Consider the following 23606-nt stretch of genomic DNA (forward strand, 5'->3'; position numbering starts at 1 on the left):
GGCGGAGCCGCGCAGATGAATCACGAAGCAGCCGAAGAGCAAGTGGTGCAGTACGAGGTGCAGGGCCCGCTGGCCCTGGTCACCATGCATCGCCCCGAGTACCACAACGCGCAGAACTCGCGCATGACCTACGCCCTGGACGCCGCATTCCGCCAGGCCTGCGATGACGACAGCGTCAAGGTCATCGTGCTGCGCGGCGCCGGCAAGCACTTTTCCGCCGGCCACGACATCGGTACGCCGGGCCGCGACGTCAACCAGAGCTTCGATCGCGCCAGCCTCTGGTACGACCACGTGAACAAGCCGGGCGGCGAGTTCCTCTATGCCCGCGAGCAGGAGGTCTACCTCGGCATGTGTCGGCGCTGGCGCGACATGCCCAAGCCGACCATCGCCATGGTGCAGGGCGCCTGCATCGCCGGCGGCCTGATGCTGGCCTGGGTCTGCGACCTGATCATCGCCTCGGACGACGCCTTCTTCTCCGACCCCGTGGTGCGCATGGGCATTCCCGGCGTCGAGTACTTCGCCCATGTCCATGAACTGAACCCGCGCATCGCCAAGGAATTCCTGTTCCTCGGCGAGCGCATGGGCGCCGAGCGCGCCTGGCAGATGGGCATGGTCAACAAGGTGGTGCCGCGCGACGTGCTGGAGGACGTGACCCTGGACATGGCCCGGCGCATCGCGCAGATGCCGCGCCTGGGCCTGCAGCTGACCAAGCAGGCGGTGAACAACGCCGAGGACCTGATGGGCAAGCGCGCCACCATGGACATGGTGTTCGGCCTGCACCACTTCGCCCATGCGCACAACGAACTGGTCAGCGGCGACAAGCTGGGTGGCTACGACGCGCGCGGCATGGCCGAATCGCAACGCAAGCCGGCGGAGGCGTGATGGCGATGTCCCTGGATACCCGCCTGACCCGACTGCTCGGCTGCCGCTACCCGATCATCCAGACCGCCATGGGCTGGGTGGCCGACCCGAAACTGGTGGCCGCCACCGGCAATGCCGGCGGCTTCGGCTTCCTCGCCGGCGCCACCATCGAGCCGTGGAAGATGGAGGAGGCCATCCTCGAAACGAAGCGGCTGACCGACCGGCCCTTCGGTGTCAACTTCCACATGTACCAGGCCAACGCCGGCGAGATCGTCGAGCTGGTGGTGAAGCACAAGGTGCGTGCCGTGAGCTACAGCCGCTCGCCGGGCAAGGCGATGATCGCCCGCCTGAAGGATGCCGGCGTGGTCTGCATCCCCACGGTGGGCGCCCTCAAGCACGCGGTGAAGGCCGTGGAAATGGGCGCCGACGCCGTGACCGTGCAGGGCGGGGAGGGTGGTGGCCACACCGGTTCGGTGCCCACTGCCATCCTCCTCGGCCAGGTGGTGGACGCAGTGGAGGTGCCGGTGATCGCCGCCGGTGGCTTCAAGGACGGGCGTGGCCTGGTCTCGGCCCTGGCGCTCGGTGCCGAAGGCATCGCCATGGGCACGCGCTTTCTGATGAGCGCCGACAGCCCGGTGCCGCCGGCTACCCTGGAGCGTTACCTGAAGGTCCGCGACCCGGCCGCCATCATCGTCAGCCGCGCCATCGACGGCCTGCCGCAACGAATGATCCGCAACGAACTGCTGGACAGCCTCGAGCGCTCCGGCGGCCTCAAGCGTCTGTTGCTGGCCCTGCGCAGTGCCCTGGCCTACCGCCGTCACAGCGGCGCCAGCATCGCCCAGCTGCTTGGCAGCGCGCTGAAGATGGGCGGCAACGACGGCCTGAGCGCCGCCCAGACGCTGATGGCCGCCAACGCGCCCATGGTGATCCAGAAGGCCATGGTCGAAGGCCTCCCGGCCGAAGGCGTGCTGCCCGCCGGCCAGGTCGCCGCCAGCATCGACAGCCTGCCGGGCTGCGCCGAACTCATCGAATCCATCGTGCAGCAGGCCGAGCAGCGTCTCGCCGAGCTGTGCCGCCGTGCGGGCTAAGAATCGAATAATCGAAGGGGAAGCCGGATGAGCAATCCATTTCATGTAACGCAAGACAACGGCATTGCCGAGATGGTCTTCGACCATCCGCCGGTCAACGCCTTCGACAGCAAGGGGTGGGCAGCCATCGCCGCCGAATTGACGCGACTGGGCGAGTCGCCCGAGGTGCATGTCATCGTCATCCGCGCCGAGGGTCGTGGCTTCTGCGCCGGGGTGGACATCAAGGAACTGGCCGCCGACGGCAACCTGATAGTCGCGGTGAACAAGGGCAACTACGACAGCTTCAAGGCGGTGCACCGCAATCCCAAGCCGGTGATCATCGCCGTGCATGGCTTCGTCCTCGGCGGCGGCATCGGCCTCTGCGGTGCGGCGGACATCCTGGTCGCCTCCGAATGCGCGCGCTTCGGCGTGCCCGAGGTGGACCGCGGCGCCATGGGCGGAGGTGCTCATCTGCAGCGCCTGTTCCCGGTGCAGAAGGTGCGCCACATGTACTTCACCGGCGAGATGATCGACGCCGCCGAGGCCTATCGCCTGGGGGCCGTGGAGCGCGTGGTCAAGCGCGAGGAGCTGCGCGAGGCGGCCCTCTCGATCGCCCGCACCATCGCCGCCAAGAGCCCGGCCATGATCGCACTGGCCAAGGAGGCGCTCACCGGCATCGAGGACGGCAACCTCGAAGACAAATACCGCTGGGAGCAGGGCTTCACCCTGCAGGCATACCGCTCGCTGGATTCCCAGGAAGCCCGCGATGCCTTCGTCGACAAGCGCGCCGCCACCTTCAAGGGCTGAACCGCCATGGAACTCAACTACACACCTGAACAACAGGCCTTCCGCGAGGAAGTCCGCAGCTGGCTGGCGGCCAACGTGCCGGCCGAACCCCTGAAGTCCTTCGACTGCGAAGAAGGCTTCGCCCAGCACCGCGCCTGGGAAGCCAAACTCAACGAAGGTCGCTGGGGCATGGTCACCTGGCCGAAAGAGCTGGGCGGGCGTGGCTGCGACCTGATCGAGTGGCTGATCTTCGAAGAGGAGTACTACCGCGCTGGCGCCCCGGCCCGGGTGAACCAGAACGGCATCTTCCTCCTCGGCCCGACCCTGATGGAGTTCGGCACCGCTGAGCAGAAGGAACGCTTCCTGCCGAAGATGGCCACGGGCGAGGAAATCTGGGCCCAGGGCTGGTCCGAGCCGAACGCCGGTTCGGACATGGCCGCCATTCGCTGCCGCGCCGAGCGCCAGGGCGACCACTACGTGATCAATGGCCAGAAGACCTGGTCCACCCGTGCCGTCTGGGCCGACTGGCTGTTCGGCCTGTTCCGCAGCGATCCGCAGTCCAGCCGCCACCACGGCCTGACCTTCATCCTGCTGCCGCTGAACACCCCTGGCGTCACCGTGCGCCCCATTCCCCAACTGAACGGCCTGCCGGGCTTTGCCGAAATCTTCTTCGATGACGTGAAGGTGCCGGTGGAGAACGTGCTGGGTGGCGAAGGCATGGGCTGGCACGTGGCGATGTCCACCGCCGGCTTCGAACGTGGCCTGATGCTGCGCTCGCCGGCGCGCTTCCAGGAAACCGCGCGGCGCTTGGTGCAGCTCTATCTGGCCAACCGTGAGCAGGCCGACCAGGACCCCGCCATCGGCGAAGCGGTGATGCGCGCCTGGCTGGACGCCGAGGCCTACACCCTGAACACCTACATGACCGCTTCGCGGCTGGTGAAGGGCGGCAAGATCGGCCCGGAATCCTCCACCAACAAGATCTTCTGGTCCGAATTGGACCAGCGCATGCACGAGACGGCGCTGTCGATCCTCGGCCTGCGCGGCGAACTGCTGCCGGAAGGACCGGACGCGGGGGATGTCGGCCACTGGCTGGACGGCTTCCTCTTCGCCCAGGCCGGCCCCATCTACGCCGGTACCAACGAGATCCAACGCAACATCATCGCCGAGCGCATGCTCGGTATGCCGCGCGCATGACAGGGGGCGCCATGGACTTCACTTTCAGCGACGACCAACTGCTGTTCCAGGAAAACGTGCGTGGATTCTTCACCAACGAAGTGACCCCGGAGCGCATCCGTGAGCTCTGGCAGGACGAGACCGGCCGCAGCGACGAGCTCTGGGGCCAGCTCACCGAACTGGGCCTGACCGCCACCACGGTGCCGGAAGGCTTCGGTGGCCTGGACATGAACGAATTGGACTTTGTGCTCCTCGCCCAGGAGAGCGGCTACGCCGGCCTGCCCGAGCCCTTGGTGGATACCATGCTGCTGGGCGTCCCGCTGCTCGGCGCCCTGGGCGCGGACCAGCTTGACCTGCAGGGCGAATGGCTGACCCGCATCGCCGAAGGCAAGGCGCGCCTCGCGGTAGGCCAGCCCGGCAATCCGCTGGTGGCCGACGCCCATGTGGCCGACCTGCTGCTCCTGCCCCACGGCGACGAGGTGCACGCCCTGCGCCGTGAGCAGGTAAGCCTGACCCGCAACGAATCCGTGGACCCGAGCCGCCAACTGTTCCGGGTCGACTGGACCCCCACCGCAGAAACCCGCGTGGCCGAAGGCGAGCAGGGCAGGGCGCTCTGGGCCGCCACGCAGAACCGTGGCGCCCTGGGTACCGCCGCCCAGCTGCTCGGCCTGGCCAAGCGCATGGTGGACCTGGCGGTGGACTACAGCTTCGAGCGCAAGCAGTTCGGCAAGCCGGTGGGTTCCTTCCAGGCAGTGAAGCACCTGATGGCTAACGTCGCAGTGCGGATCGAGTTCGCCAAGGGGCCGCTCTACCGCGCCGCCTACGCCGTCACCCACGGTCGTCCGGATCAGGACGTCCAGGTTTCCCATGCCCGCATCGCCTGCGCCGAGGCGGCCCTACTGGCGGCCAAGAACGCCATCCAGACCCACGGCGCCATGGGATACACCTGGGAAGTGGACCTGCAGCTCTACATGAAACGCGCCTGGGCCCTGGACAAGGTCTGGGGCGACCGTGGCTGGCACAAGGCGCGGGTACGCGAGGCGCTGTTTGGCGGCGGTATCCAGCCGGGGGCGGGAAACACCTTCTAATCGACAGCGCCCTCTCCCCCGCGCCCTCTCCCTGAAGAGGAGAGGGGAGACAAGAAGCCCGTGCCGAGTTCGACCGCTGCACGGACCGCCCCCTCTCCCGCTTGCGGGAGAGGGTTGGGGAGAGGGCAACCCAACTTAACCCCTTACACCGAGACCATCCCATGCCCGAAGCCTACATAGTCGACGCCCTGCGCACCCCCACCGGCCGGCGCAAGGGCGGCCTGAGCCAGATCCACGCCGCCGACCTCGGCGCCCATGTGCTGCGCGAGCTGGTAGCGCGCAACGGCATTCCCGACGCCGATTACGACGACGTGATCTTCGGCTGCGTCGACACCATCGGCCCGCTGGCTGGCGACATCGCCCGCACCTGCTGGCTGGCCGCCGGCCTCGACCAGGCCGTGCCCGGCACCACCATCGACCGCCAATGCGGTTCGTCCCAGCAGGCCGTGCACTTCGCCGCCCAGGCGGTGATGAGCGGTACCCAGGACGTGGTGATCGCCGGCGGCGTGCAGACCATGACGCAAATACCGATCTCCTCGGCCATGACCGCTGCCGAGCCCCTGGGCTTCACCGATCCGTTCTCCGGTTCGGAAGGCTGGGTGAAGCGCTACGGCAAGGTGCCGCCGACCCAGTTCCGCTCCGCGCAGATGATCGCCGAGAAGTGGGGCCTGTCCCGCCAGGCGCTGGAGGCCTACGCCCTGGAGTCCCATCGCCGTGCCCTGTGCGCCCTCTCGGAAGGACGTTTTACCCGCGAAATCGTGCCTCTGGCCGGCGTCGAGCATGACGAGACCCCGCGCCAGACCAGTCTGGCCAAGATGGCCGAGCTGGAAACCCTGTTCGGCTGCGACCGCGTCACCGCCGCCGTCTCAAGCCAGACCTGCGACGGCGCCAGCGCGATGCTGGTGGTCTCCGAGGCGGCGCTCAAGCGCTACAACCTGACGCCGCGCGCGCGCATCCACCACATCAGCGTGCGCGCCGACGACCCGGTGTGGATGCTCACTGCGCCGATCCCGGCCACCGAATACGCGCTCAAGCGCGCCGGCATGAAGCTGGCTGACATAGACCGTGTGGAGATCAACGAAGCCTTCGCCTCGGTGGCCATGGCCTGGCTGAAGGAAACTGGCTACCCCCATGAGCGCACCAACGTCAACGGCGGCGCCATCGCCCTCGGCCATCCCCTGGGCGCCACCGGCACGCGGCTGATGTGCACCCTGCTGCACGAGCTGGAACGCAGCGGTGGGCGCTACGGCCTGCAGACCATGTGCGAAGGCGGCGGGCAGGCCAACGTGACCATTATCGAGCGTCTTTGACTCCGCTGGCCCTCTCCCCAACCCTCTCCCGCAAGCGGGAGAGGGGGCTGTCCGTGCAGTGGTTGAGTCCGGCACGGGCTGCTGGTCTCCCCTCTCCCTTCAGGGAGAGGGGCCGGGGGAGAGGGCAGCCAACCCCACTCAGACTCACCGGAGAATCCCCATGCCAATCTGCAAAGACCGCACAGTCATCATCACCGGCGCCGGCGGCGGGCTGGGCCGGGCCTATGCCCTGGCCTTCGCCGCCGAGGGCGCCAAGGTGGTGGTCAACGACATCAACCTGCAGGCCGCCGAGGCGGTGGTCGCGCAGATCCGCGCCGAAGGCGGCCAGGCCGTCGCCAACAACGGCGATATCACCGACTACGTCGCCGCCGGCGAGATCGTGCGCCAGACCCTGGAGGCCTTCGGCGACTTGCACGTGCTGGTGAATAACGCCGGCATCTGCCGCGACCGCATGTTCGCCAGCCTCACCGAAGCCGACTGGGACGCGGTGATGGCCGTGCACCTCAAGGGCCACTTCTGCCTGGCCAGCCATGCGGTGAAGTACTGGCGCGAGCAGGCCAAGGGCGGCATCGCGGTCCAGGCGCGGATCATCAACACCAGCTCCGGCGCCGGCCTGCAGGGCTCCATCGGTCAGTCCAACTACGCCGCCGCCAAGGGCGGTATCGCCTCGCTGACCCTGGTGCAGGCCGCCGAGCTGGCGCGCTACGGCATCACCGCCAACGCCCTGGCGCCCGCCGCGCGCACCGGCATGACCGAGCAGGTGTTCGCCGATGTGATGAAGAAGCCGGAAGACGGCTTCGATTACTTCGCCCCGGAAAACGTCGCGCCGCTGGTGGTCTGGCTCGGCTCCGAAGCCTCCCAGGGCGTCACCGGGCGCATGTTCGAGGTGGAGGGCGGCAAGCTCTCCATTGCCGATGGCTGGCGCCGTGGTCCCGAGTTCGATAACGGCGCGCGCTACGTGCCTGGCGAACTGGGCGAGGTGGTGGAACGCCTGCTGGCCGAAGCCGTGCCGGCGCAAAAGGTGTATGGCAGCTGAGCCGGTCGCTGCCCTGAGGCGCTCGGTGACGCAATCACCGGGCGCCAGCATCACGGTATTGCCCGAGCTGATCGGGCTGGTTTACGAAGGCCTGAACGAAGCCACCCCCTGGCTCGGTCTGGCCGAGCGCCTGCGGCATCTGCTGGTGGCGCGCAATGTCACGGTCACCCTGCTTCACTCCGATGACCGCCCCTCCGATCTCCAGGTGATGTCCCTCGAACAGGATGACGAGACGGACTGGCTCCTGGCGGAACAGATCCACCGCGAGCGCTTTTCCCATATCGAGCTGATGGACCCTGAGTCGGTGCTGCCGGGTGATGTCATCGTGTTCGGCCCTGACGACGTGGAGCCGGACTGCGCCGCCTACATGACGTCCATCAATGTCGCCAGCTGTCTGCGGACCTGCTTCGCCGAGCCCGGCGGCATGCGTTGCTGGGTCGACGTGGTCCGGGGGCGGCAGGTGCCGGCCCAGCCCTTTTCGGCCGGCGACCTGGAGCTGATCAGGGGTCTGCTGCCTCACCTCACCCGTGCTCTCGGCCTCTACGCGCGTATCCAGCGTCAGGAGGCGGAAAGGTCCATCTATGAAAGCTGCCTGGACCATCTGGTCCTGGGCTGCGTGCTGCTCGATGGGGATGCCCGGTTGCTCTGCGTGAACCGTGCCGCGAGGGCCATCGTCGACAAGCACCAGGGCATCGAACTGAACAACGGGCGCGTACAGCTCCAGGACCGCTCGGTCCAGCGCGCCCTCGACCGGGCGATTGCCAACGCCATCGCGGCCAGGGCGGGGCAGGGCGGGCACCACCGTGGTGAGCTGGTGCGCCTGCACGTCCAGGGCGGCGTGCTGCTGGGCATGTTGGCCGCCCCCGCGCCTTTGCTGGATTACTACCAGGGCCGCCACGTGCCGAGCGTGATCATCTATCTCACCGAGCTCACCGAGAGCCTGGCCATGCACCAGGTCCCGGGCGGCTCTCCGGCGGAGCTGATCGCCCAGTTGCTGGGCCTGACCCGTCAGGAAGCCAGACTGGCGGCGCTGCTGGCGTGCGGCCAGTCCATCAGCGAAGCCGCCGGGCAGATGGGCATCGCGGTGACTGCCGCGCGCAATTACTCGAAGAATATCTACGCCAAGCTCGGCATCAAGGGACAGACCGACCTGGTGCGGATTCTCTGCAAGAGCTTCGCCTTGTTGCGTTGAGATGAAGCCGATCCTGGAATCGGTGCGCGCAGCGCACCCTACGGTCCTGTCCTGGCGGAAGGGGCAGGCCTTTCGTAGGGTGGACAGCACTTTTCCTGTCCACCATTGGGGCTCGGGCCGAGCACTTTGGTGGATCGATGAAGCGTGATCCACCCTACGCTCGGCTACTCCGATGCTGCAGGGTGATCGGCAGCGTCGCCACGGCTGCCAGGCCCGCACACAGCAGCAGGGCCGGGGTGTAGGAATGGGTGCTGTCCACCAGGTAGCCAACGGCTTCCGGGCCGAAGGCGGAGCCGAGTCCTGCGACCAGGTTGCCGATGCCGAGCAGGCTGCCGAAGTGGCGCGGTCCCATGTTCTGCACCAGCAGCAACGGCGAGAGTTGGTTGACCAGATTGAAGGTGGCGCCCCAGCTCAGGGCGAACACCGCGACGGCGGCCAGGCCAAGCGCCGGGTCCCGGGCCAGCAGGAGGCAGAGGATGCCGAGGGTGCCGACGGCATTGCCCAGCAGCAGGATGTTGCGGGCGCCCCAGCGATGGCTCACGGCGCCGAAGACGAAATTCCCCACCAGCGCCGCAGCACCGATGCCGGCATAGAAGGCGGCTGCAATTTGGGTCGGAAAGCCGGCATGGACCAGGTAGGGAACCAGCGCAATGTAGATGCCGAGGCTGCTCAGGGTCAGGAGCAGTTGCATGGCAATCCATATCCAGTAACGGGGCATACGCAGGGCTTGGCCGACGTCATGGCCGGAGGCTGGGGCCATTGCGCTGTGGTCTGCGGTCGAGACGGCTGCGGGCAAGCGTGCCAGCCACAGCAGCAGCGGCACGCAGATCAGCAGGATCAGGCAGGCGATGGCCTGCATGACGCTGCGCCAGCCGAGAGCGGCGATGAGTGCCTCGAGTGTCATGGGGAAGATCACGGCGCCCAGGGACGCCCCGGCGAGGAGGACGCCGAAGGCCAGGCCCTGTCGCTCCGGGGCGATCCAGCGCGTGGCCAGGGCGATGGCGGGGACGTAGGTGGAGGCGCCGACGCCGGCACCGGCCAGCGCCAGGGCCAGAGTGAGCCAGTGGATGTCGGGGCTGAGGGCGGCGAGCAGGTAGCCCAGGGCCGCCAGGGCAGCGCCCGTGGCCATCACCGGGCGCGGGGCGATGCGGTCCAGCAGCCAGCCGGCCAGGGGCATGGCCAGGGTCATGCAGAAGATGAATGCAGTGGCGAGGCGTGCGGCCTGTGCGCTGGTGCAATGCAGGTCCGTGGTGATCGGCAGGGTGAACAGGCTGAGGGCGTTCAGCGTGGTGCCGAAGAGGACGCATAGCACTATCGCCAGCCCCAGGACCAGGCCCCATCCCTGGCGCTGGTCGGGCAGGGCCGGCGCCACTGCCCAGGTGCTGGGGATGTCTTCCGGCGCCGCTGTGCCGTCCAGCGTCACTGCCGTCTGTTGCCAACGCGCCATGCTGCTTTTCTCCGCGGGTGATGGGCTGGAATGCGTGGCCCGGAGTCTACCCAGCGACCTGTCTGCGCCATCAGTACCAGTTGGTACTGGAGGGGCGATTCGACACCTCAATAGGATCGAAACCGCTGTGGCAGGTAGTGGCGGGCAGGTCCCGTCTGGCCTCGATCAGTCCGTAGTGAGGGTTCTGGAGTGAATTCGAGGAGGCGGTAGTGAGTTGGAGTGAATATCGGCGTGCAGTGGCGGGGCAGGTTCCAGTCTTTCCGGTTGCGGACGCCTATGAGTCGGGTGTGGTGCCCATTCGCTTCAGCGGTTGGCCGCTGTCACAGCAAGCCCCGGCCTACCCGGCACTGGACCAGGACATCGCGGTGGATGTGGTCGTTGTCGGTGCCGGGCTGGCCGGGGCCTCCCTGGCCCTGCGCTTGGCCGAAAATGGTGTGCGCGTCGTGGTGCTGGAGGCCGATCAGCCTGGCAGTGGCGCGTCCGGACGCAATGCCGGGCATGTGCAGCCCTACCTGGCGTCGTTCGCCCCGTTGCGTGCTCATGCCGATCAGGGACGGCGTTTTACCGAGTACTTCATCGAGCACCGCGACATCGTCTTCGACCTCTGCCGCAAGCATGGGCTGGAGGCCGATGCGGTCCGGTCCGGCATGGTGGATGCGGCTTGCCGCAGGCATGTCGCCCTCGAAGACAAGGTGAAGCGCTGGAAAACCTTCGGTTACGACCTGGACCTGGTGGGCGCTGAGCAACTGAGGGAGCTGCTGGGGACCGATGCCTACAGCCACGGAATCCACTGGCGCGAAGGCGGACGGGTCAACCCTTACCTGTTCACCAACGGCATGATCACCGCCGCCATCGGCCTGGGCGCCCGAGTGCACGGCAATTCCTGCGTCCAGGCCTGCGAGCCAAACGGGGCGTCCTGGCGCGTGCGCACCGCCACCGGCAGCGTGGTGGCTCAGCAGGTGGTGATCTGCACCAACGGCCACGCCGGCAATGCCTTCTTTCCGGAGCTGGCCCGTACCCAGTTCCCGTTGGTGGCCTGTGGCATGGCGACGCGACCGCTACCCCGGGCGGTGCTGGATATCGTCAATCCGGCCCGGGTTACGCTCATGCAGTACCCCGCCGGGCTTTACCCGCTGATCATCGACGGACGCGACCGCCTCATCACGGCGACCATTCCGGGCGTGGGGCGCGCACAGCAGGCGGCAGACCATTTCGCCTACTTCCTGCGCTACCTGCGGCGCACCTACCCGCAGCTGGGGGACGCCCGCATCGAACTGGAGTCCTACTGGACCGGCATGACCGCCAATTCCTCCTCCGACTACGAGGCGGCGTACCCGAAGCTCTACCGGGTGGCTCATGGCGTGCTGGCCCTGATCAATTTCGGCTCCTGGGGCAACGTCATGGGGCCGATGATGGGCACCAACCTGGCCGATGCGCTGGCCGGTGACCGCTTCCAGGAGTGTCTGCTCCCGCTGGAAACCCCTAGGGCCGTGCAGTTCCCCGGCCTCTTCGAAACCAAGATCCGACGTGTGCTGATCCCCGCAGCGAGGTTGGCCGACAGGCTCAACCTCGTCTGAGGACAGCGCGACAGGTAACGCCAGGAACCCGGCAAGGACCATCGGGCAAGGAGGTCCTGCCCGGGATGGCGAGGCGCGGCGGTCATGAATCGCCAACACACAACAACAAGAAGTGGAGAACGAAGAATGAAAGTCTTGCTGCTGGGCTGCGGCAATGTCGGCGCGAACGTCGCGCGGCAGTTGCTGCCCCGTCACCCCGAGGTCGAGTGCCTCATCGGCGACCTCAACCTCGGCGTCGCCGAGAAGCTGGCCGCCGAACTCGGTCCGCGGGCGAGCGCCGTCAGCGCCGATATCCGCGATCCGGCGAGGCTGGACGCGCTGCTCGACGGCGTGGACCTGGTCTTCAACGCGGTCGGGCCGTTCTACCGCAGCGCGGTTCCGGTGATCGAAGCGGCGCTGCGTGCGCGGGTCGACTACATCGACATCAACGACGACCACGATGTGGCCGAGACGCTGTTCCTCGACCCCTCCTGGCACCAGCGCGCGCTGGAGGCGGGCATCCGGCTGATCATCGGCTGCGGCTCGACGCCGGGGCTGACCAACGTGATGGCCAGGATGCTCGCCGACCGCCTCGACAAGGTGCGCGAAATCCACCTGGCCACCGCCGTGCCCTTCGTGCCAGACCTGCTGTCACCCGCCGTGATCGACCACATGATGCACATCACCGCCGACGAGGTGGTGCAGTTCGTCGATGGCGAGTACCGCAAGATGCCGGGCTGGGGTGGCCGCCTCGAAGTGCCCTATGCCGCGCCGTTCAAGGCCTATCCGTCCTTCTTCATCGGCCATGGCGAAACCGTCACCCTGCCGCATTTCATCAAGGGGCTGGAGCAGGTGACCAACCGCATCGCCTTCTTCCCCGAGGCGGGTGCCGAGGTCTGGCGTTCCCTGATCGACCTGGGGCTGGGCAATTCCGAGGTGATCGAGGGGCTCGGCATCTCGCCGCTGAAGTTCCTCACCCATCACCTGTCCAGCGACGTGGGCCGCAAGAGCGTCACCGTCGACCTGTCCGACGAGCCCTGGGCCGTCGCTTCCCGCGTGGAGGTGGTGGGCGAGCGCAACGGCGATGAAGTGCGCTGCGTGCTGGAGCACCACCTGGACCTGCCCACCGAACAGGCCGAGGACAGCACCCCCGACCCGACGCCGACTTGCGCCCGCCTGGTCATCGAGGCCTGGCTGGCCGGTGGCGTCACTGGCAAGGGGCTGCTGGCACCGGAAGTCTGCTTGGACGCGGAGGCTTACGTGCGCGCCTTCGCCCAGGAGACCGGCGGCCGCCTGATCGAGACCGAGACGGTGCTGAAGCGCGATTGCTACGCCTGAAGATCGTCGGCGCCGCCTGGCAAGGGGGGCGCCGCATCGACCTGTCGACCAATCGGGGTCGCCCTCCGCTGGAGGGCCGCTCCCCAACAGGACAACAAGAAGCATGATGAACATGTGTATCCGCAGGACCTGGCCGCTGCTGGCGGCAGTGCTGTTCACCCAGGGGGCCTGGGCCGTGGTAACCGAGAGCGAGGCCGCGAAGCTCGGTGGCGAGCTCACCTGCATCGGCGCGGAGAAGGCAGGTAATGCCGACGGCTCCATTCCCGCGTTCAGCGGGCAGTGGCTCGGTACCCCTCCGGGTGTCGCATTCGGTGGCCTGGGCAAGCGCCATCCTGATCCCTATGCCTCTGAAAAGCCGCTGTTCGTCGTCACCGCGCAGAACATGGCGCAGTACGCGGACAAGCTTTCCGATGGGCAGAAGGCGCTGCTGAAAAAGTATCCCGACAGCGTGTCCATCCCTGTTTACCCGAGCCATCGCGATTTCCGCTACGAGGACTTCCGGTGCGACCTCACCCGCAAGAATGCGGTCAGCGCGGAGCTGGAAGACGGCAACATGGGGGTGCGTGCGCTGAAAGGCGGGACGCCGTTCCCCATCCCGAAGAGCGGTGACCAGTTGCTGCGCAACATCCTGCTGCCGGCCTATGCCAACCAGGAAGATGCGGTGTACGACCAGGCCGTGGTCTACCCGGACGGCAATGTCGCCTGGGGCCGGATGCGCATGGAGATCCTCGACCAGACCAGCGACGCGGAAAACGTCGGCAAGCCCACCGAGGGTATCTTTGCCTACTCGCGGGTCACCATCCTCAAGCCCGAACGCCAGAAGGGCGAGGTGATGCTGACCTACACCTACTTCAACGAGGCGAAGAACCCGCAGACCAGTTGGACGTACAACCCGGGCACGCGGCGGGTCCGCCAGTCTCCCGGGTTTGGTTTCGACATGCCGCTGGGGGTTGGCGGGTTCCGCACCATCGACGACGACCGTCTCTTCAACGGCTCGCCGGAACGCTACGACTGGAAGCTCGTGGGCAAGCGCGAGATGTTCATCCCGTACAACGGTTATCGCCTGGAGGCTGCAGGGATCAAGTACGACGCCCTCCTCAAGACCGGCAGCATCGATTCGCAGTTCATGCGCTACGAGCTGCACCGCGTCTGGGTGCTGGAGGCGACCCTGAAGGAAGGCTACCGCCATCAGTACGCCAAGCGCGTCCTGTACGTGGACGAGGACACCTGGAATGCCGTCATGGCCGACAACTACGACGCCCACGGTGAGTTGTGGCGCACCAACTTCATGAACACCTATTACGCCTATGGCGCGAAGCTGTTCCACGCCGGCGTCACCGTCTATCACGATCTGGTGTCCGGGGCCTACCTGGCCGATCGCCTGACCAATGAACTCCTTGCACCGAGGGTCAATGGCGACCGGCTGAAGCCGTTCATGTTCACCACCGACCTGCTGCGCCAGGCGGGCAAGTAAGCGTGCCGGGCGCAGCGCCCGGACACGGAATTTCTTCACCAAACCTTTCACATGACGACAGCCCTGGCGACGGCACGACCGCCGCCAGGGCGCGCGGCTGCGCGCCCGTGCCCGCTGACTTGGCGAGGCCGGCGCGTGGAACAGGAGACTGTAGATGAAGCATTTCGCAGGCAATCTGGTACGGGAAAGCAGGGCGGTTCGAGGCGGGCGCTTGCGCCAGTTGATGCTCGGGTTGTCGATGGTGCCATTCGGCGCGCCCGTGTCGGCTGGCCAGTTCAGCATCGGCGAAGAGATCGGCGTCGACTACCTGGTCAACATGACCTATGGCGCCGCGTACCGTCTGAACGATCCCTCGCGGGCCCTGGTGAACGGACCGGTCGATCCGGCCACAGGGCTGCCCACCACGGTCAACTCCGATGATGGCGACCGTAACTTCAAGAAGGGCGCTCTGATCAACAATCGTGTGTCCCTGCTAGGCGAGATGGATATCAAGTACCGGAACTATGGCGCCTTCGTGCGGGCCAGCAGTTTCTACGACGATGTGTACCAGCACGAAAACGACAACGACTCGCCGGACACGGTGAACAAGGCCGGCGCCCACGACCATTTCACCAGCCATGCGCAGAACCTTGCGGGCAGCCGCAGCCGCTTCCTGGATGCCTACGTCTACGGCAGTTTCCAGACGGCCGAGCAGTCCATGCTCAACGTGCGTCTCGGACGCCAGGTGGTGCAGTGGGGGGAAAGCCTGTTCTTCCCCAACATCGCCGGTGCCCAATCGCCCGCCGATGCCACCAAGGCAAACGTGCCGGGCACCGAGGTGAAAGACATCCTGCTGCCGGTGGGCCAGGCCTCGGCCCAGTGGCAGCTCACTCCCGCATTCGGCGTGGCGGCCTACTACCAGTACGAGTACAAGCGCACCGAGCTGGACCCGGTGGGCACCTACTTCTCCTACACGGACGTGGTCGGGCCAGGGGCGGAGTTCATCCGCGCAGCTCCCGGTTTCAACATTCCCCGGTCCCCGGACGACCAGCCCAGCGACAGCGGCCAGTGGGGCGTGAGCACCCGTTTCTCGCTGGGTAGCGAGAGTGAGTTGAGCCTCTTCTACCTGCGCTACCACGACAAGAACCCCAACGTGGTGACGAACTTCGATGGCGCATTCCCGACCGACTACAACATCGTGTATTTCGACGACATCGCGCTGACCGGGGCCAGCTTCTCGACCCGCCTGGGCGATTTCAACGTGGCCGGCGAAGTCAGCTACAAGGATGGCGTTCCGGTATTGGTCGATTCGCTGATCGGCCCCTCGGCAACGCGTGCCGATGCCACTCAGGCGAACCTGTCCGCCATCTACCTCCTGGGGCCGATGGCGCTCTCGGACCAGACCACCTTCATCGGTGAAGCCAGCTACCTGCATGTGAACGATGTCGATCCGTTCGAGTTCGCCGGGGAGCGCTCGGACCAGCTCACCCAGGACAGCAACTCCTGGGCCTACCAGTTGGTGATGACGCCCTCCTGGAACAACGTGGTCGATGGCTGGGACCTGACGATGCCGGTTTCCTTTGCCCATCAGGTCCGTGGGGCGCCGGCCGTGGCCGGTGCCTTCGGCAGCCTGGTGGGTGAGGGGGACAAGCGCATGAGCGTCGGCCTCAACGCCAAGTACCTCAACAACCTGGAGCTGGGCGTGGCCTACAACGGCTTCCTGGGTGAGCCGGACCTGGAGAAGCGGCCGCTGGCCGACCGCGACTACCTGGCGATCAGCGCCAAGTACAGCTTCTGACCGCGACGGCGACGGGCATCCGGGCCCCGGATGCCCATCGCCCATGAAGGAGTGCACACATGAAAGTGTTTGTAGGGCTCGTGATATCGGCCCTGGTGGGGCTGGCCGGCGTGCTGGCCTTCTCTCCAAGATCGATGCCGCCGCTGCGGCCAACAGAGACTCCCGTCGAGCGCATGCAGATCAACGGGATAGAGGTAACCCGCATGGGCTGGGTCATCGCCGGGGAACTGGGCCATATCCTGATCTCCCGCGACCAGGGGCGGTCCTGGACCGCCGCGTCCGTGCCGTCGTCGCGCCAGGCGCTGATCAATCGCCTGGTCTTCGCCGACGACACCAACGGCCTGGCCCTGGGCCACGAAGGCTGGATCCTGCGTACCGCCGATGGCGGGCGCAGCTGGAAGGAGTCGGCGTTCCAGGCCGAAGCAGGCGAGCCGCTGCTGGATGCGGCACGCCTGCCGTCTGGCGATTGGCTGGCCGTGGGCGCCTTCGGCCGCGTGCTGCGCTCACGCGATGGCGGCAAGAGCTGGCAAAGCGAGGCGATGCCGGAACCTACGGACTGGCACCTGAACGGCATCGCCGCATCGAAGGATCGCCGGCACTGGCTGATCCTGGGCGAGGCGGGGACGCTGCTGCGTTCCCAGGATGGCGGGGAGAACTGGCAGACGGTGGAGCCCTTCTACAGTGGCTCGCTGTATGGCGCCGTCAGCCTCGGCGGGGCCACCTGGGTCGCCTACGGCATGCGCGGACACCTGTTCCGCAGCAGCGACAACGGGCGCAGCTGGTCCGAAGTCACACTGCCCAGGCTGGCGTCCCTCTATGCCGGCACCCTGCTGCCGGACGGCAGGCTGCTGCTCGCTGGGCAGGGCGGTGTGGTCCTGGCCAGCGATGACCGGGGCCTGTCCTTCCAGGTCCTGCGTGAAACCGGTCAGGAAAACCTGACGGACATCCTGGTTCCGCCGTCGGGCCCGTGGCTACTGGTCAGCGACGCCGGCCTACGCAGGCTCGAACGGCCTGGCGCAGAGCACCATGCCCCTACCACCATGCCGATCACCTCATCGCACCAGGGAACCCCGTGATGACCCACTCGCCACCTTCGACTCGCACCGAACGCCTGGTCGCCGTCCTCGCCCGCGGCCTGATCGCGCGGCGTCTGCCCCTGGGCATCCTGTTCCTGCTGCTGACAGCAGGTCTCGGCATTTCCGCCCTGGATACCCGGCTCGACCCCGGTTTCAACAAGCTGATTCCGCTTTCGCACCCCTACATGGCGGCCTTCAAGGACTACGGCACCACCTTCTCCGGCGCCAACCGCGTGATGGTCAGCGTGCACTGGAAAGGGCCGGGCGACCTCTACAACGCCCACTTCCTCGATGTGTTGCGCAAGGTCACGGACGAGGTGTTCTTCACCCCAGGAGTGAACCGCAGTCGCGTGCGCTCCCTGTTCACCCCCAACGTGCGCTACATCGAGGTGACCGAGTCCGGCTTCACCGGCGACGTGGTCGTGCCGTCGCGCTTCGAGGCGAATGGCGCCGGGCTGGCGAAGATCCGCTCCAATGTGGGCAAGTCCGGGGAGATCGGCCAATTGGTGGCCAACGATCTGCGCTCGGCCATGGTCCAGGCCGACCTGCTGGAGACCGACCCGCAGACCGGCAGGAAGCTGGACTACGCGGCGGTGGCGAAGAAGCTCGAGTCGATTCGCGCCACCTACGCCAGCGATCAGATCGACATCCGCATCGTCGGCTTCGCCAAGGTCATGGGCGAGGTAATGGACGGTCTGCTAGGGGTGGTCCTGTTCTTCGCCATCGCCTTCGCCATCACCGCGGTCCTGCTGTGGCTGTATTGCCGCTCGCTGAAGCTGACGCTGCTGGCGCTCGGCGTCGCCCTGCTGCCGGTGATCTGGCTGCTTGGCCTGCTGCCGCTGCTGGGTTACGGCATCGACCCGATGTCGGTGCTGGTGCCCTTCCTGATCTTCTCCATCGGCGTGTCCCACGCGGTGCAGATGACCAACGCCTGGAAGCAGGACGTGCTGGCCGGTGCCGGCGCGCGGGACGCGGCCGAGGCGGCCTTCCGCAAACTCGCCGTACCCGGCACGGTCGCCCTGCTGGCCAATGCCCTGGGCTTCATGGTGATCATGGTGATCGACATTCCGATCGTCCATGAACTGGGGCTGACCGCCTGCCTCGGCGTCGCCTTGATGATCGTCACCAACAAGATGTTCCTGCCGATCATCCTCTCGCGCTTGCAGCTGGAAGCCGGCAGCCGTGGTGCCGCTGGCCCGGCCGGTGGCCGCCATCGGCTCTGGTGGCGCCTCTCGGTGCTCGCCGAGCCCGGCCCGGCACTGGTCAGCGTTGCCGTCATGGGCCTGCTGCTGGCCGTGGGCACCTACCAGGCGCGTTTCCTGCTGACCGGCGACGTCGGGGCCGGCGCTCCCGAGTTGCATGCCGACTCGCGCTACAACCGGGACAACGTGGCGATCGTCGGCAGCTATGCCATCAGCATGGATGTGCTCTCGGTGTTCGTCGAAACCAGCGCCCAGGAGGAGGCCTGCCTCGACTGGGAAGTGATGAACGCCATCGAGCGCTTCGACCTGCACATGCGCGGGGTTGCCGGCGTGCAGTCGGTCAGCACCGTGGCCGGCGGGGTGAAGCTCTACGTCGCTGCCAACAACGAGGCCAATCCGCGCTGGGCGGCCCTGCAGCGTGCCCCGGCCGCCCTGCGCACGGGCGGTGGCGCAGCGAACCCGGAACTGGGCCTGAACACCGAGGGCTGCCGGGTTCTCAACCTGCTGGTGTACCTGGACGATCACCAGGGTTCGACCTTGCGGCACGTGACCCGGGAGGTGGAGCGATTCATCTCCCGCGACCACAGCGCCAAGGTGCGCTTCCGCCTCGGCGGCGGCAATGCCGGCGTGGCCGCCGCCACCAACGAGGCGGTGGAGCAGGCCGAGGTGCAGATGCTCGCCTCGATCTTCGCCGCGATCACTCTGCTGTGCTGGCTGACCTTCCGCTCCTGGCGCGGGGTGCTCTGCGTCATAGTGCCGCTGATCCTGGTGACCATCCTCTGCAACGCGCTCATGGCCCTGCTCGGCATCGGCCTGAAGGTGGCCACCTTGCCGGTGATCGCCCTAGGGGTCGGCGTAGGGGTGGACTACGGCGTCTACCTCTACGAGCGCATGCAGCACGAGATGGCGAGAGGGCTGGACCTGCGCGAGGCCTTTTACCAGGCCATGTGTCAGCGCGGCACGGCGGCGGTGTTCACCGCCCTGACCATGTCCATCGGTGTGGGCACCTGGGCCTTCTCGGCGCTCAAGTTCCAGGCCGACATGGGCGTGCTGCTGGCCTTCATGTTCCTGGTCAATGTGCTGGGCGCGATCTTCCTGCTGCCGGCCCTGGCCGCCTGGCTCGGCGTGGAGCGAGGACATGGTCGGACCTCTGCGCTGCCCGGCTGCAACCCTGCTCCCAGAACCTGAGGCCATTGCCTCATGCCTCGTCGCCACTCCGGATTGCCGCGAGGTGGCAGCGAGGCGCGGCGCCTGGGAGGCCGTCAATCCTGTAGGGGCGAATTCATTCGCCAAGGACAGCGCAGCTGTCCCGTAGGGTGGATAGCGCTCTTCTATCCACCAGCTCTGAGCCACCTTGGCGGTAGCAGGGCGAACCTGCGGTCCGCATCGCGATTGAAATCGCTCCCACAGGATGAACCGAGCGGCCACGCCAAGCCCGCTGTAGGAGCGAATTCATTCGCCAAGGACAGCGCAGCTGTCCCGTAGGGTGGATAGCGCTCTTCTATCCACCAGCTCTGAGCCACCTTGGCGGCAGCAGGGCGAACCTGCGGTCCGCATCGCGATTGAAATCGCCCCCACAGAAAGAAGCGCCGCTCCCACCCCATCGGCTTTTATTGGCCGCAAAAAGAAAGAAGGCGCCACAAGTGGCGCCTTCTGCCTTTCGAGGTGCATACGTCATGAATTGCCTGCCTCTGAACTGCTCCGGGAGTTAGCTGATGCGGTTGGCGCCAGTGCGGTCGGCACCACCTTCGGCAACTTCGAAAGCCTTGGTGCGATCAGAGCCGCCTTCGGCTACACGCAGGGAGTGGGAACGCTCGGAGCCGCTTTCGGCCACGTCAAAGGCCTTGGTGCGGTCGGAGCCACCTTCGGCAACGCGCAGGGACTCGGAACGCTCGGAACCATTCTCGGCAATGCGATGAATGCTGGTGCGGTCAGCGCCACCTTCGGCAACGCGGTGGGCGGAAGTGCGGTCGGCACCACCCTCAGCAACCGACAGTGCAAAAGCGGAGGCGGACAGGCTGGCGATGAACAGGCTGGCGAAGATTTGCTTTTTCATTTTGGTCACCTTGGTTAGAGGGGGTTGGAATTCGTCTACGGGGCCCATGTTACTGATGTGATTTCGATGAAGAAGTGATGCTGCGTGATGGTTGCCATCGATGTGAGTGATAGTTGTGTAAGTGCTAATAAAAACAATTAGTTAAGATGATTTTTGCGGCGAAGTTGCGCTAATTGGAAAGGCTTTTTTCGTCAGTTTGAATAATCAGGTTGTTAGATGTATATGGGCTGGATTTGCTCGTTTTCTAAGCACTTCGTGAATCCGAACTGCAGCAGGGGCAGCGAAAGGATCGACCAGCCGACCCAGCGACGATGCTGATTGCCGGGTCCTGCAATGCCATCTTCATGGTGATGTCCCCGTTGCAAGCGATTGGCGGGGGGCGGGTCGCTCCCCTTCATGTCTCGCTAACAGTTGAACACCGCGACGTATCAGGCCTGTGTCGTTTTCCGGGGCGGCGCAATGCCCATGTATCCCGATGCCGTGCAGACACACTGTGATGCAATGCGATGCCGCCCTTCGCCATCCCCGCCCCGCGCAACTCGCCACGCGCGTAGCCCGGATGCAATCCGGGAAACCCCACACCGATTCCCGGCCCAACCTGTAGGAGCGAATTCATTCGCTGAGCAGGCCGTAGGCATGCCCGGCATTGCATCAGGGGCAGCTGCGCTGCCCTTGGCGAATGAATTCGCCCCCCACAGATTTTGCCTCCCGCAAAACCTGCGCCCGCCTCGTCGTCCATCCGGACGATTCCCCGCCCCGAGCAAGCCGCCAGACTCCTCCCCACCGGGGGCGCGCGCCCCCAGAACGACAAGAAGGCAGCCTTATGGAATTCGCGTTCAGCGATGAGCAGGAGATGATCCGCGAGTCCGCCGAGAGCTTTCTCGCGGATGTATCCGACTCCGCCGCCGTGCGGGCGGCCATGGCCAGCGAGTTGGGCCATGACCCCGCCCTCTGGCAGCGCCTGTGCACCGACATGGTCTGGCCGGCCATCCACATTCCCGAGCAATACGGCGGCCTTGGCCTGGGCTTCGTCGAGCTGGCCATCCTGCTGGAGCAGATGGGCCGGCGCCTGCTCTGTTCGCCATTCTTCTCCACGGCCTGTCTGGCCACTCCGGCGTTGCTGCTGGCTGGCAGCGAGGCGCAGAAGGCGCACTGGCTGCCACAGCTGGCCGACGGCAGCCTGACCGCCACCCTGGCTTACGCCAGTAATGACAGGAACGGCCTGGACGCCGTGCAGGCGGGTTTCCGCAGCGAGGGCCGCGGTTTCGTGATTGACGGTCGCCTGCGCCAGGTGGTGGATGGCCACAGCGCCGGCTTGCTGATAGTGGCCGCGCGTGGCAGCCAGGGTGTCACCCTGTTCGCGGTTGCCGCCGATACGCCCGGCATCCGCCGCCGCCTGCTGCCGACCCTGGACCAGACCCGCAAGCTGGCCGAGCTGGAGTTCAACCACGTCTATGTCGAGGCCGATGCCCTGCTGGGTACGCCGGGGCAGGGCGGCGAGCTGCTGGAGAAGGTCCTGCAACTGGCCTGCGCGGCCCTTGCCGCGGAACAGACCGGTGGTGCCCAGCAGGCGCTGGACCTGACCCTGGCCTACAGCGCCGAGCGCCAGCAGTTCGGCCGCGCCATCGCCAGCTTCCAGGCGATCAAGCACCGCGCCGCCGACATGATGCTGGAGGTGGAGTGCGCCCGCTCCGCTGCCTACTACGCCGCCTGCGTGGCCGAGGAAGTCCTGGCGCCGAATGGTGACAAGACTGTCGCCGCCGAATTGCCGCTCGCCGCCGCCCTGGCCAAGTCGCGCTGCTCGGAAGCCTTCTTCCAGTGCGCGGCGGAATCCATCCAGCTGCACGGTGGCGTCGGCTTCACCTGGGAGTACGACCCGCATCTCTACTTCAAGCGCGCCCGGGCCAGCGAAGCCCTGTTCGGCGCGCCGTCCTGGCATCGCGAGCGCATCGCCACCGCCCTCCTGGGGGAAATCGCATGAAGATCAGTTTCAGTGACGCGGACGAAGCCTTCCGCCTCGAAGTCGCCGCCTGGCTGGCGGACAACCTCTGCGGCGAGTTCGAACCCTTGCGCTTTCGCGGCGGCCCGGGTGACGAGCACAGCTTTCCGGAAGAGCGCAAAGCCTGGGAGCGCAAGCTCGCCGAGGGCCGCTGGACCTGCGTAGGCTGGGCGCCCGAGCATGGTGGGCGCGGCCTGACCATCAGCCAGCAGGTGATCTTCCATGAGGAATACGCCCGCGCGGGCGGGCCGGGACGCATGGGCCACATCGGTGAAGGCCTGGCCGGGCCGACCATCGCTGCCTTCGGTACGGAGGAGCAGAAGCGTCGCCTGCTGCCGGGCATAGTCGCGGGCACCGAGTTCTGGTGCCAGGGCTATTCCGAGCCCAGTGCCGGCTCGGACCTGGCCAACGTCAAGACTCGCGCCGTGCTGGAGCAGGGCAAGTGGCGCATCAGCGGGCAGAAGGTCTGGACCTCGCTCGCCCACGAATCCGAGTGGTGCTTCGTGATCGCCCGCACCGAGGCGGGCAGCGTCGGCCACCAGGGGCTGTCCTTCCTGTTGGTGCCGATGCACCAGCCCGGCGTCACGGTGCGCCCCATCGAGCAGCTCACCGGTACCTCGGAGTTCAACGAGGTGTTCTTCGACGAGGCCGAAACCTGCGCCACGAATATCCTCGGCGCGCCCGGCGACGGCTGGAAGATCGCCATGGCCCTGCTCGGTTTCGAGCGCGGCGTGTCTACCCTCGGCCAGCAGATGCTGTTCCAGAACGAACTGGAAGAAGTCATCCGCATTGCCAAGGCCAATGGCGCGGCCCGCGACCCGCTGCTGCGCCAACGCATCGCCGAAGCCTGGGGCGGGCTGCGCATCCTGCGCTACAACTCCCTGCGCATGCTCTCCGGCGCGCAGGACGGCTCGCTGCGCCGCGAGGCGATGATCTACAAGCTGTGCTGGGCCAACTGGCACCTGGCCCTGGGCAAGCTGGCCATGGACGTACTCGGGCCGGATGCCGAACTGCTGGAAGGCGCGCCGTACCAGCTTGGACGCCTGCAGTCGATGTTCCTCTTCAGCCGCTCGGACTCCATCTACGGCGGCACCAACGAAATTCAACGCAACATCATCGCCGAACGCGCGCTGGGCATGCCCCGCGAGCCGCGCGTACGCGCCTGAGT

18 protein-coding genes are annotated in these 23606 nt (G+C 66.5%); 16 read left to right on the forward strand and 2 right to left on the reverse strand.

Annotated features, from left to right (window positions below; all coding sequences use genetic code 11):
- The first annotated feature begins 15 nt into the window (after positions 1-15).
- The 8 genes from E8F12_RS23520 to E8F12_RS23555 all read left to right on the forward strand — a co-directional run bounded on the left by E8F12_RS23520 (position 16) and on the right by E8F12_RS23555 (position 8513).
- Positions 16-882 (forward strand): enoyl-CoA hydratase, encoded by an 867-nt coding sequence (locus E8F12_RS23520; RefSeq protein WP_280327583.1) that lies wholly within the window; start codon positions 16-18, stop codon positions 880-882.
- Positions 882-1949: a nitronate monooxygenase gene (locus E8F12_RS23525; protein ID WP_280327585.1), complete on the forward strand. Its 1068-nt coding sequence runs from the start codon at positions 882-884 to the stop codon at positions 1947-1949. The genes E8F12_RS23520 and E8F12_RS23525 overlap by 1 nt, the downstream gene beginning before the upstream one ends.
- 27 nt (positions 1950-1976) lie before the next feature.
- Positions 1977-2735 carry an enoyl-CoA hydratase family protein gene (locus E8F12_RS23530; RefSeq protein ID WP_280327586.1) on the forward strand — a complete coding sequence of 253 codons (759 nt, stop codon included), beginning with the start codon at positions 1977-1979 and terminating at the stop codon, positions 2733-2735.
- 6 nt (positions 2736-2741) lie between these two features.
- The gene (locus E8F12_RS23535; RefSeq protein ID WP_280327587.1) at positions 2742-3908 is read left to right on the forward strand and encodes an acyl-CoA dehydrogenase; all 1167 of its coding nucleotides are present in this window, start codon (positions 2742-2744) and stop codon (positions 3906-3908) included.
- Between the two features lie 11 nt (positions 3909-3919).
- On the forward strand, positions 3920-4975 hold the full coding sequence (locus E8F12_RS23540) for an acyl-CoA dehydrogenase family protein (RefSeq protein WP_280327589.1): 1056 nt from the start codon (positions 3920-3922) through the stop codon (positions 4973-4975).
- A 161-nt stretch (positions 4976-5136) separates the two neighbouring features.
- On the forward strand, positions 5137-6285 hold the full coding sequence (locus E8F12_RS23545; RefSeq protein ID WP_280327590.1) for an acetyl-CoA C-acetyltransferase: 1149 nt from the start codon (positions 5137-5139) through the stop codon (positions 6283-6285).
- A gap of 160 nt (positions 6286-6445) precedes the next feature.
- Complete coding sequence (locus E8F12_RS23550; RefSeq protein ID WP_280327591.1) at positions 6446-7321, forward strand: SDR family oxidoreductase; 876 nt, start codon at positions 6446-6448, stop codon at positions 7319-7321.
- Positions 7322-7346: 25 nt separating this feature from the next.
- Entirely contained in the window at positions 7347-8513 is a 1167-nt protein-coding gene (locus E8F12_RS23555; protein WP_280327592.1) for a helix-turn-helix transcriptional regulator, read from the forward strand.
- A 154-nt stretch (positions 8514-8667) separates the two neighbouring features.
- Here the strand turns inward: E8F12_RS23555 and E8F12_RS23560 are convergent, their stop codons facing one another.
- Complete coding sequence (locus E8F12_RS23560; protein ID WP_280327593.1) at positions 8668-9960, reverse strand: MFS transporter; 1293 nt, start codon at positions 9958-9960, stop codon at positions 8668-8670.
- A 209-nt stretch (positions 9961-10169) separates the two neighbouring features.
- Between E8F12_RS23560 and E8F12_RS23565 the strand changes: the two genes are divergently transcribed.
- The 6 genes from E8F12_RS23565 to E8F12_RS23590 all read left to right on the forward strand — a co-directional run bounded on the left by E8F12_RS23565 (position 10170) and on the right by E8F12_RS23590 (position 19571).
- The gene (locus tag E8F12_RS23565) at positions 10170-11537 is read left to right on the forward strand and encodes an FAD-dependent oxidoreductase (protein ID WP_280327594.1); all 1368 of its coding nucleotides are present in this window, start codon (positions 10170-10172) and stop codon (positions 11535-11537) included.
- A 126-nt stretch (positions 11538-11663) separates the two neighbouring features.
- Entirely contained in the window at positions 11664-12854 is a 1191-nt protein-coding gene (locus tag E8F12_RS23570) for a saccharopine dehydrogenase NADP-binding domain-containing protein (protein ID WP_280327595.1), read from the forward strand.
- 103 nt (positions 12855-12957) lie between these two features.
- Positions 12958-14328: a DUF1329 domain-containing protein gene (locus tag E8F12_RS23575; RefSeq protein ID WP_280327596.1), complete on the forward strand. Its 1371-nt coding sequence runs from the start codon at positions 12958-12960 to the stop codon at positions 14326-14328.
- 154 nt (positions 14329-14482) lie between these two features.
- Positions 14483-16105, forward strand: coding sequence for a DUF1302 domain-containing protein (locus E8F12_RS23580; protein WP_280327597.1), 1623 nt, complete (start codon positions 14483-14485; stop codon positions 16103-16105).
- 59 nt (positions 16106-16164) lie between these two features.
- Positions 16165-17181 carry a YCF48-related protein gene (locus E8F12_RS23585; RefSeq protein WP_280327598.1) on the forward strand — a complete coding sequence of 339 codons (1017 nt, stop codon included), beginning with the start codon at positions 16165-16167 and terminating at the stop codon, positions 17179-17181.
- Complete coding sequence (locus E8F12_RS23590) at positions 17181-19571, forward strand: MMPL family transporter (protein WP_280327599.1); 2391 nt, start codon at positions 17181-17183, stop codon at positions 19569-19571. The genes E8F12_RS23585 and E8F12_RS23590 overlap by 1 nt, the downstream gene beginning before the upstream one ends.
- Positions 19572-20091: 520 nt before the next feature.
- Here the strand turns inward: E8F12_RS23590 and E8F12_RS23595 are convergent.
- Entirely contained in the window at positions 20092-20439 is a 348-nt protein-coding gene (locus E8F12_RS23595) for a phage infection protein (RefSeq protein WP_280327600.1), read from the reverse strand.
- Between the two features lie 823 nt (positions 20440-21262).
- Between E8F12_RS23595 and E8F12_RS23600 the strand changes: the two genes are divergently transcribed.
- Both E8F12_RS23600 and E8F12_RS23605 read left to right on the forward strand, forming a co-directional pair.
- Positions 21263-22420 carry an acyl-CoA dehydrogenase family protein gene (locus E8F12_RS23600; RefSeq protein ID WP_280327602.1) on the forward strand — a complete coding sequence of 386 codons (1158 nt, stop codon included), beginning with the start codon at positions 21263-21265 and terminating at the stop codon, positions 22418-22420.
- The gene (locus E8F12_RS23605) at positions 22417-23604 is read left to right on the forward strand and encodes an acyl-CoA dehydrogenase family protein (RefSeq protein ID WP_280327603.1); all 1188 of its coding nucleotides are present in this window, start codon (positions 22417-22419) and stop codon (positions 23602-23604) included. Before E8F12_RS23600 ends, E8F12_RS23605 begins: the two co-directional genes overlap by 4 nt.
- Positions 23605-23606 lie beyond the last annotated feature (2 nt).

This window comes from Pseudomonas sp. BN102, from assembly GCF_029871245.1.
Taxonomy (GTDB): Bacteria; Pseudomonadota; Gammaproteobacteria; order Pseudomonadales; family Pseudomonadaceae; genus Metapseudomonas.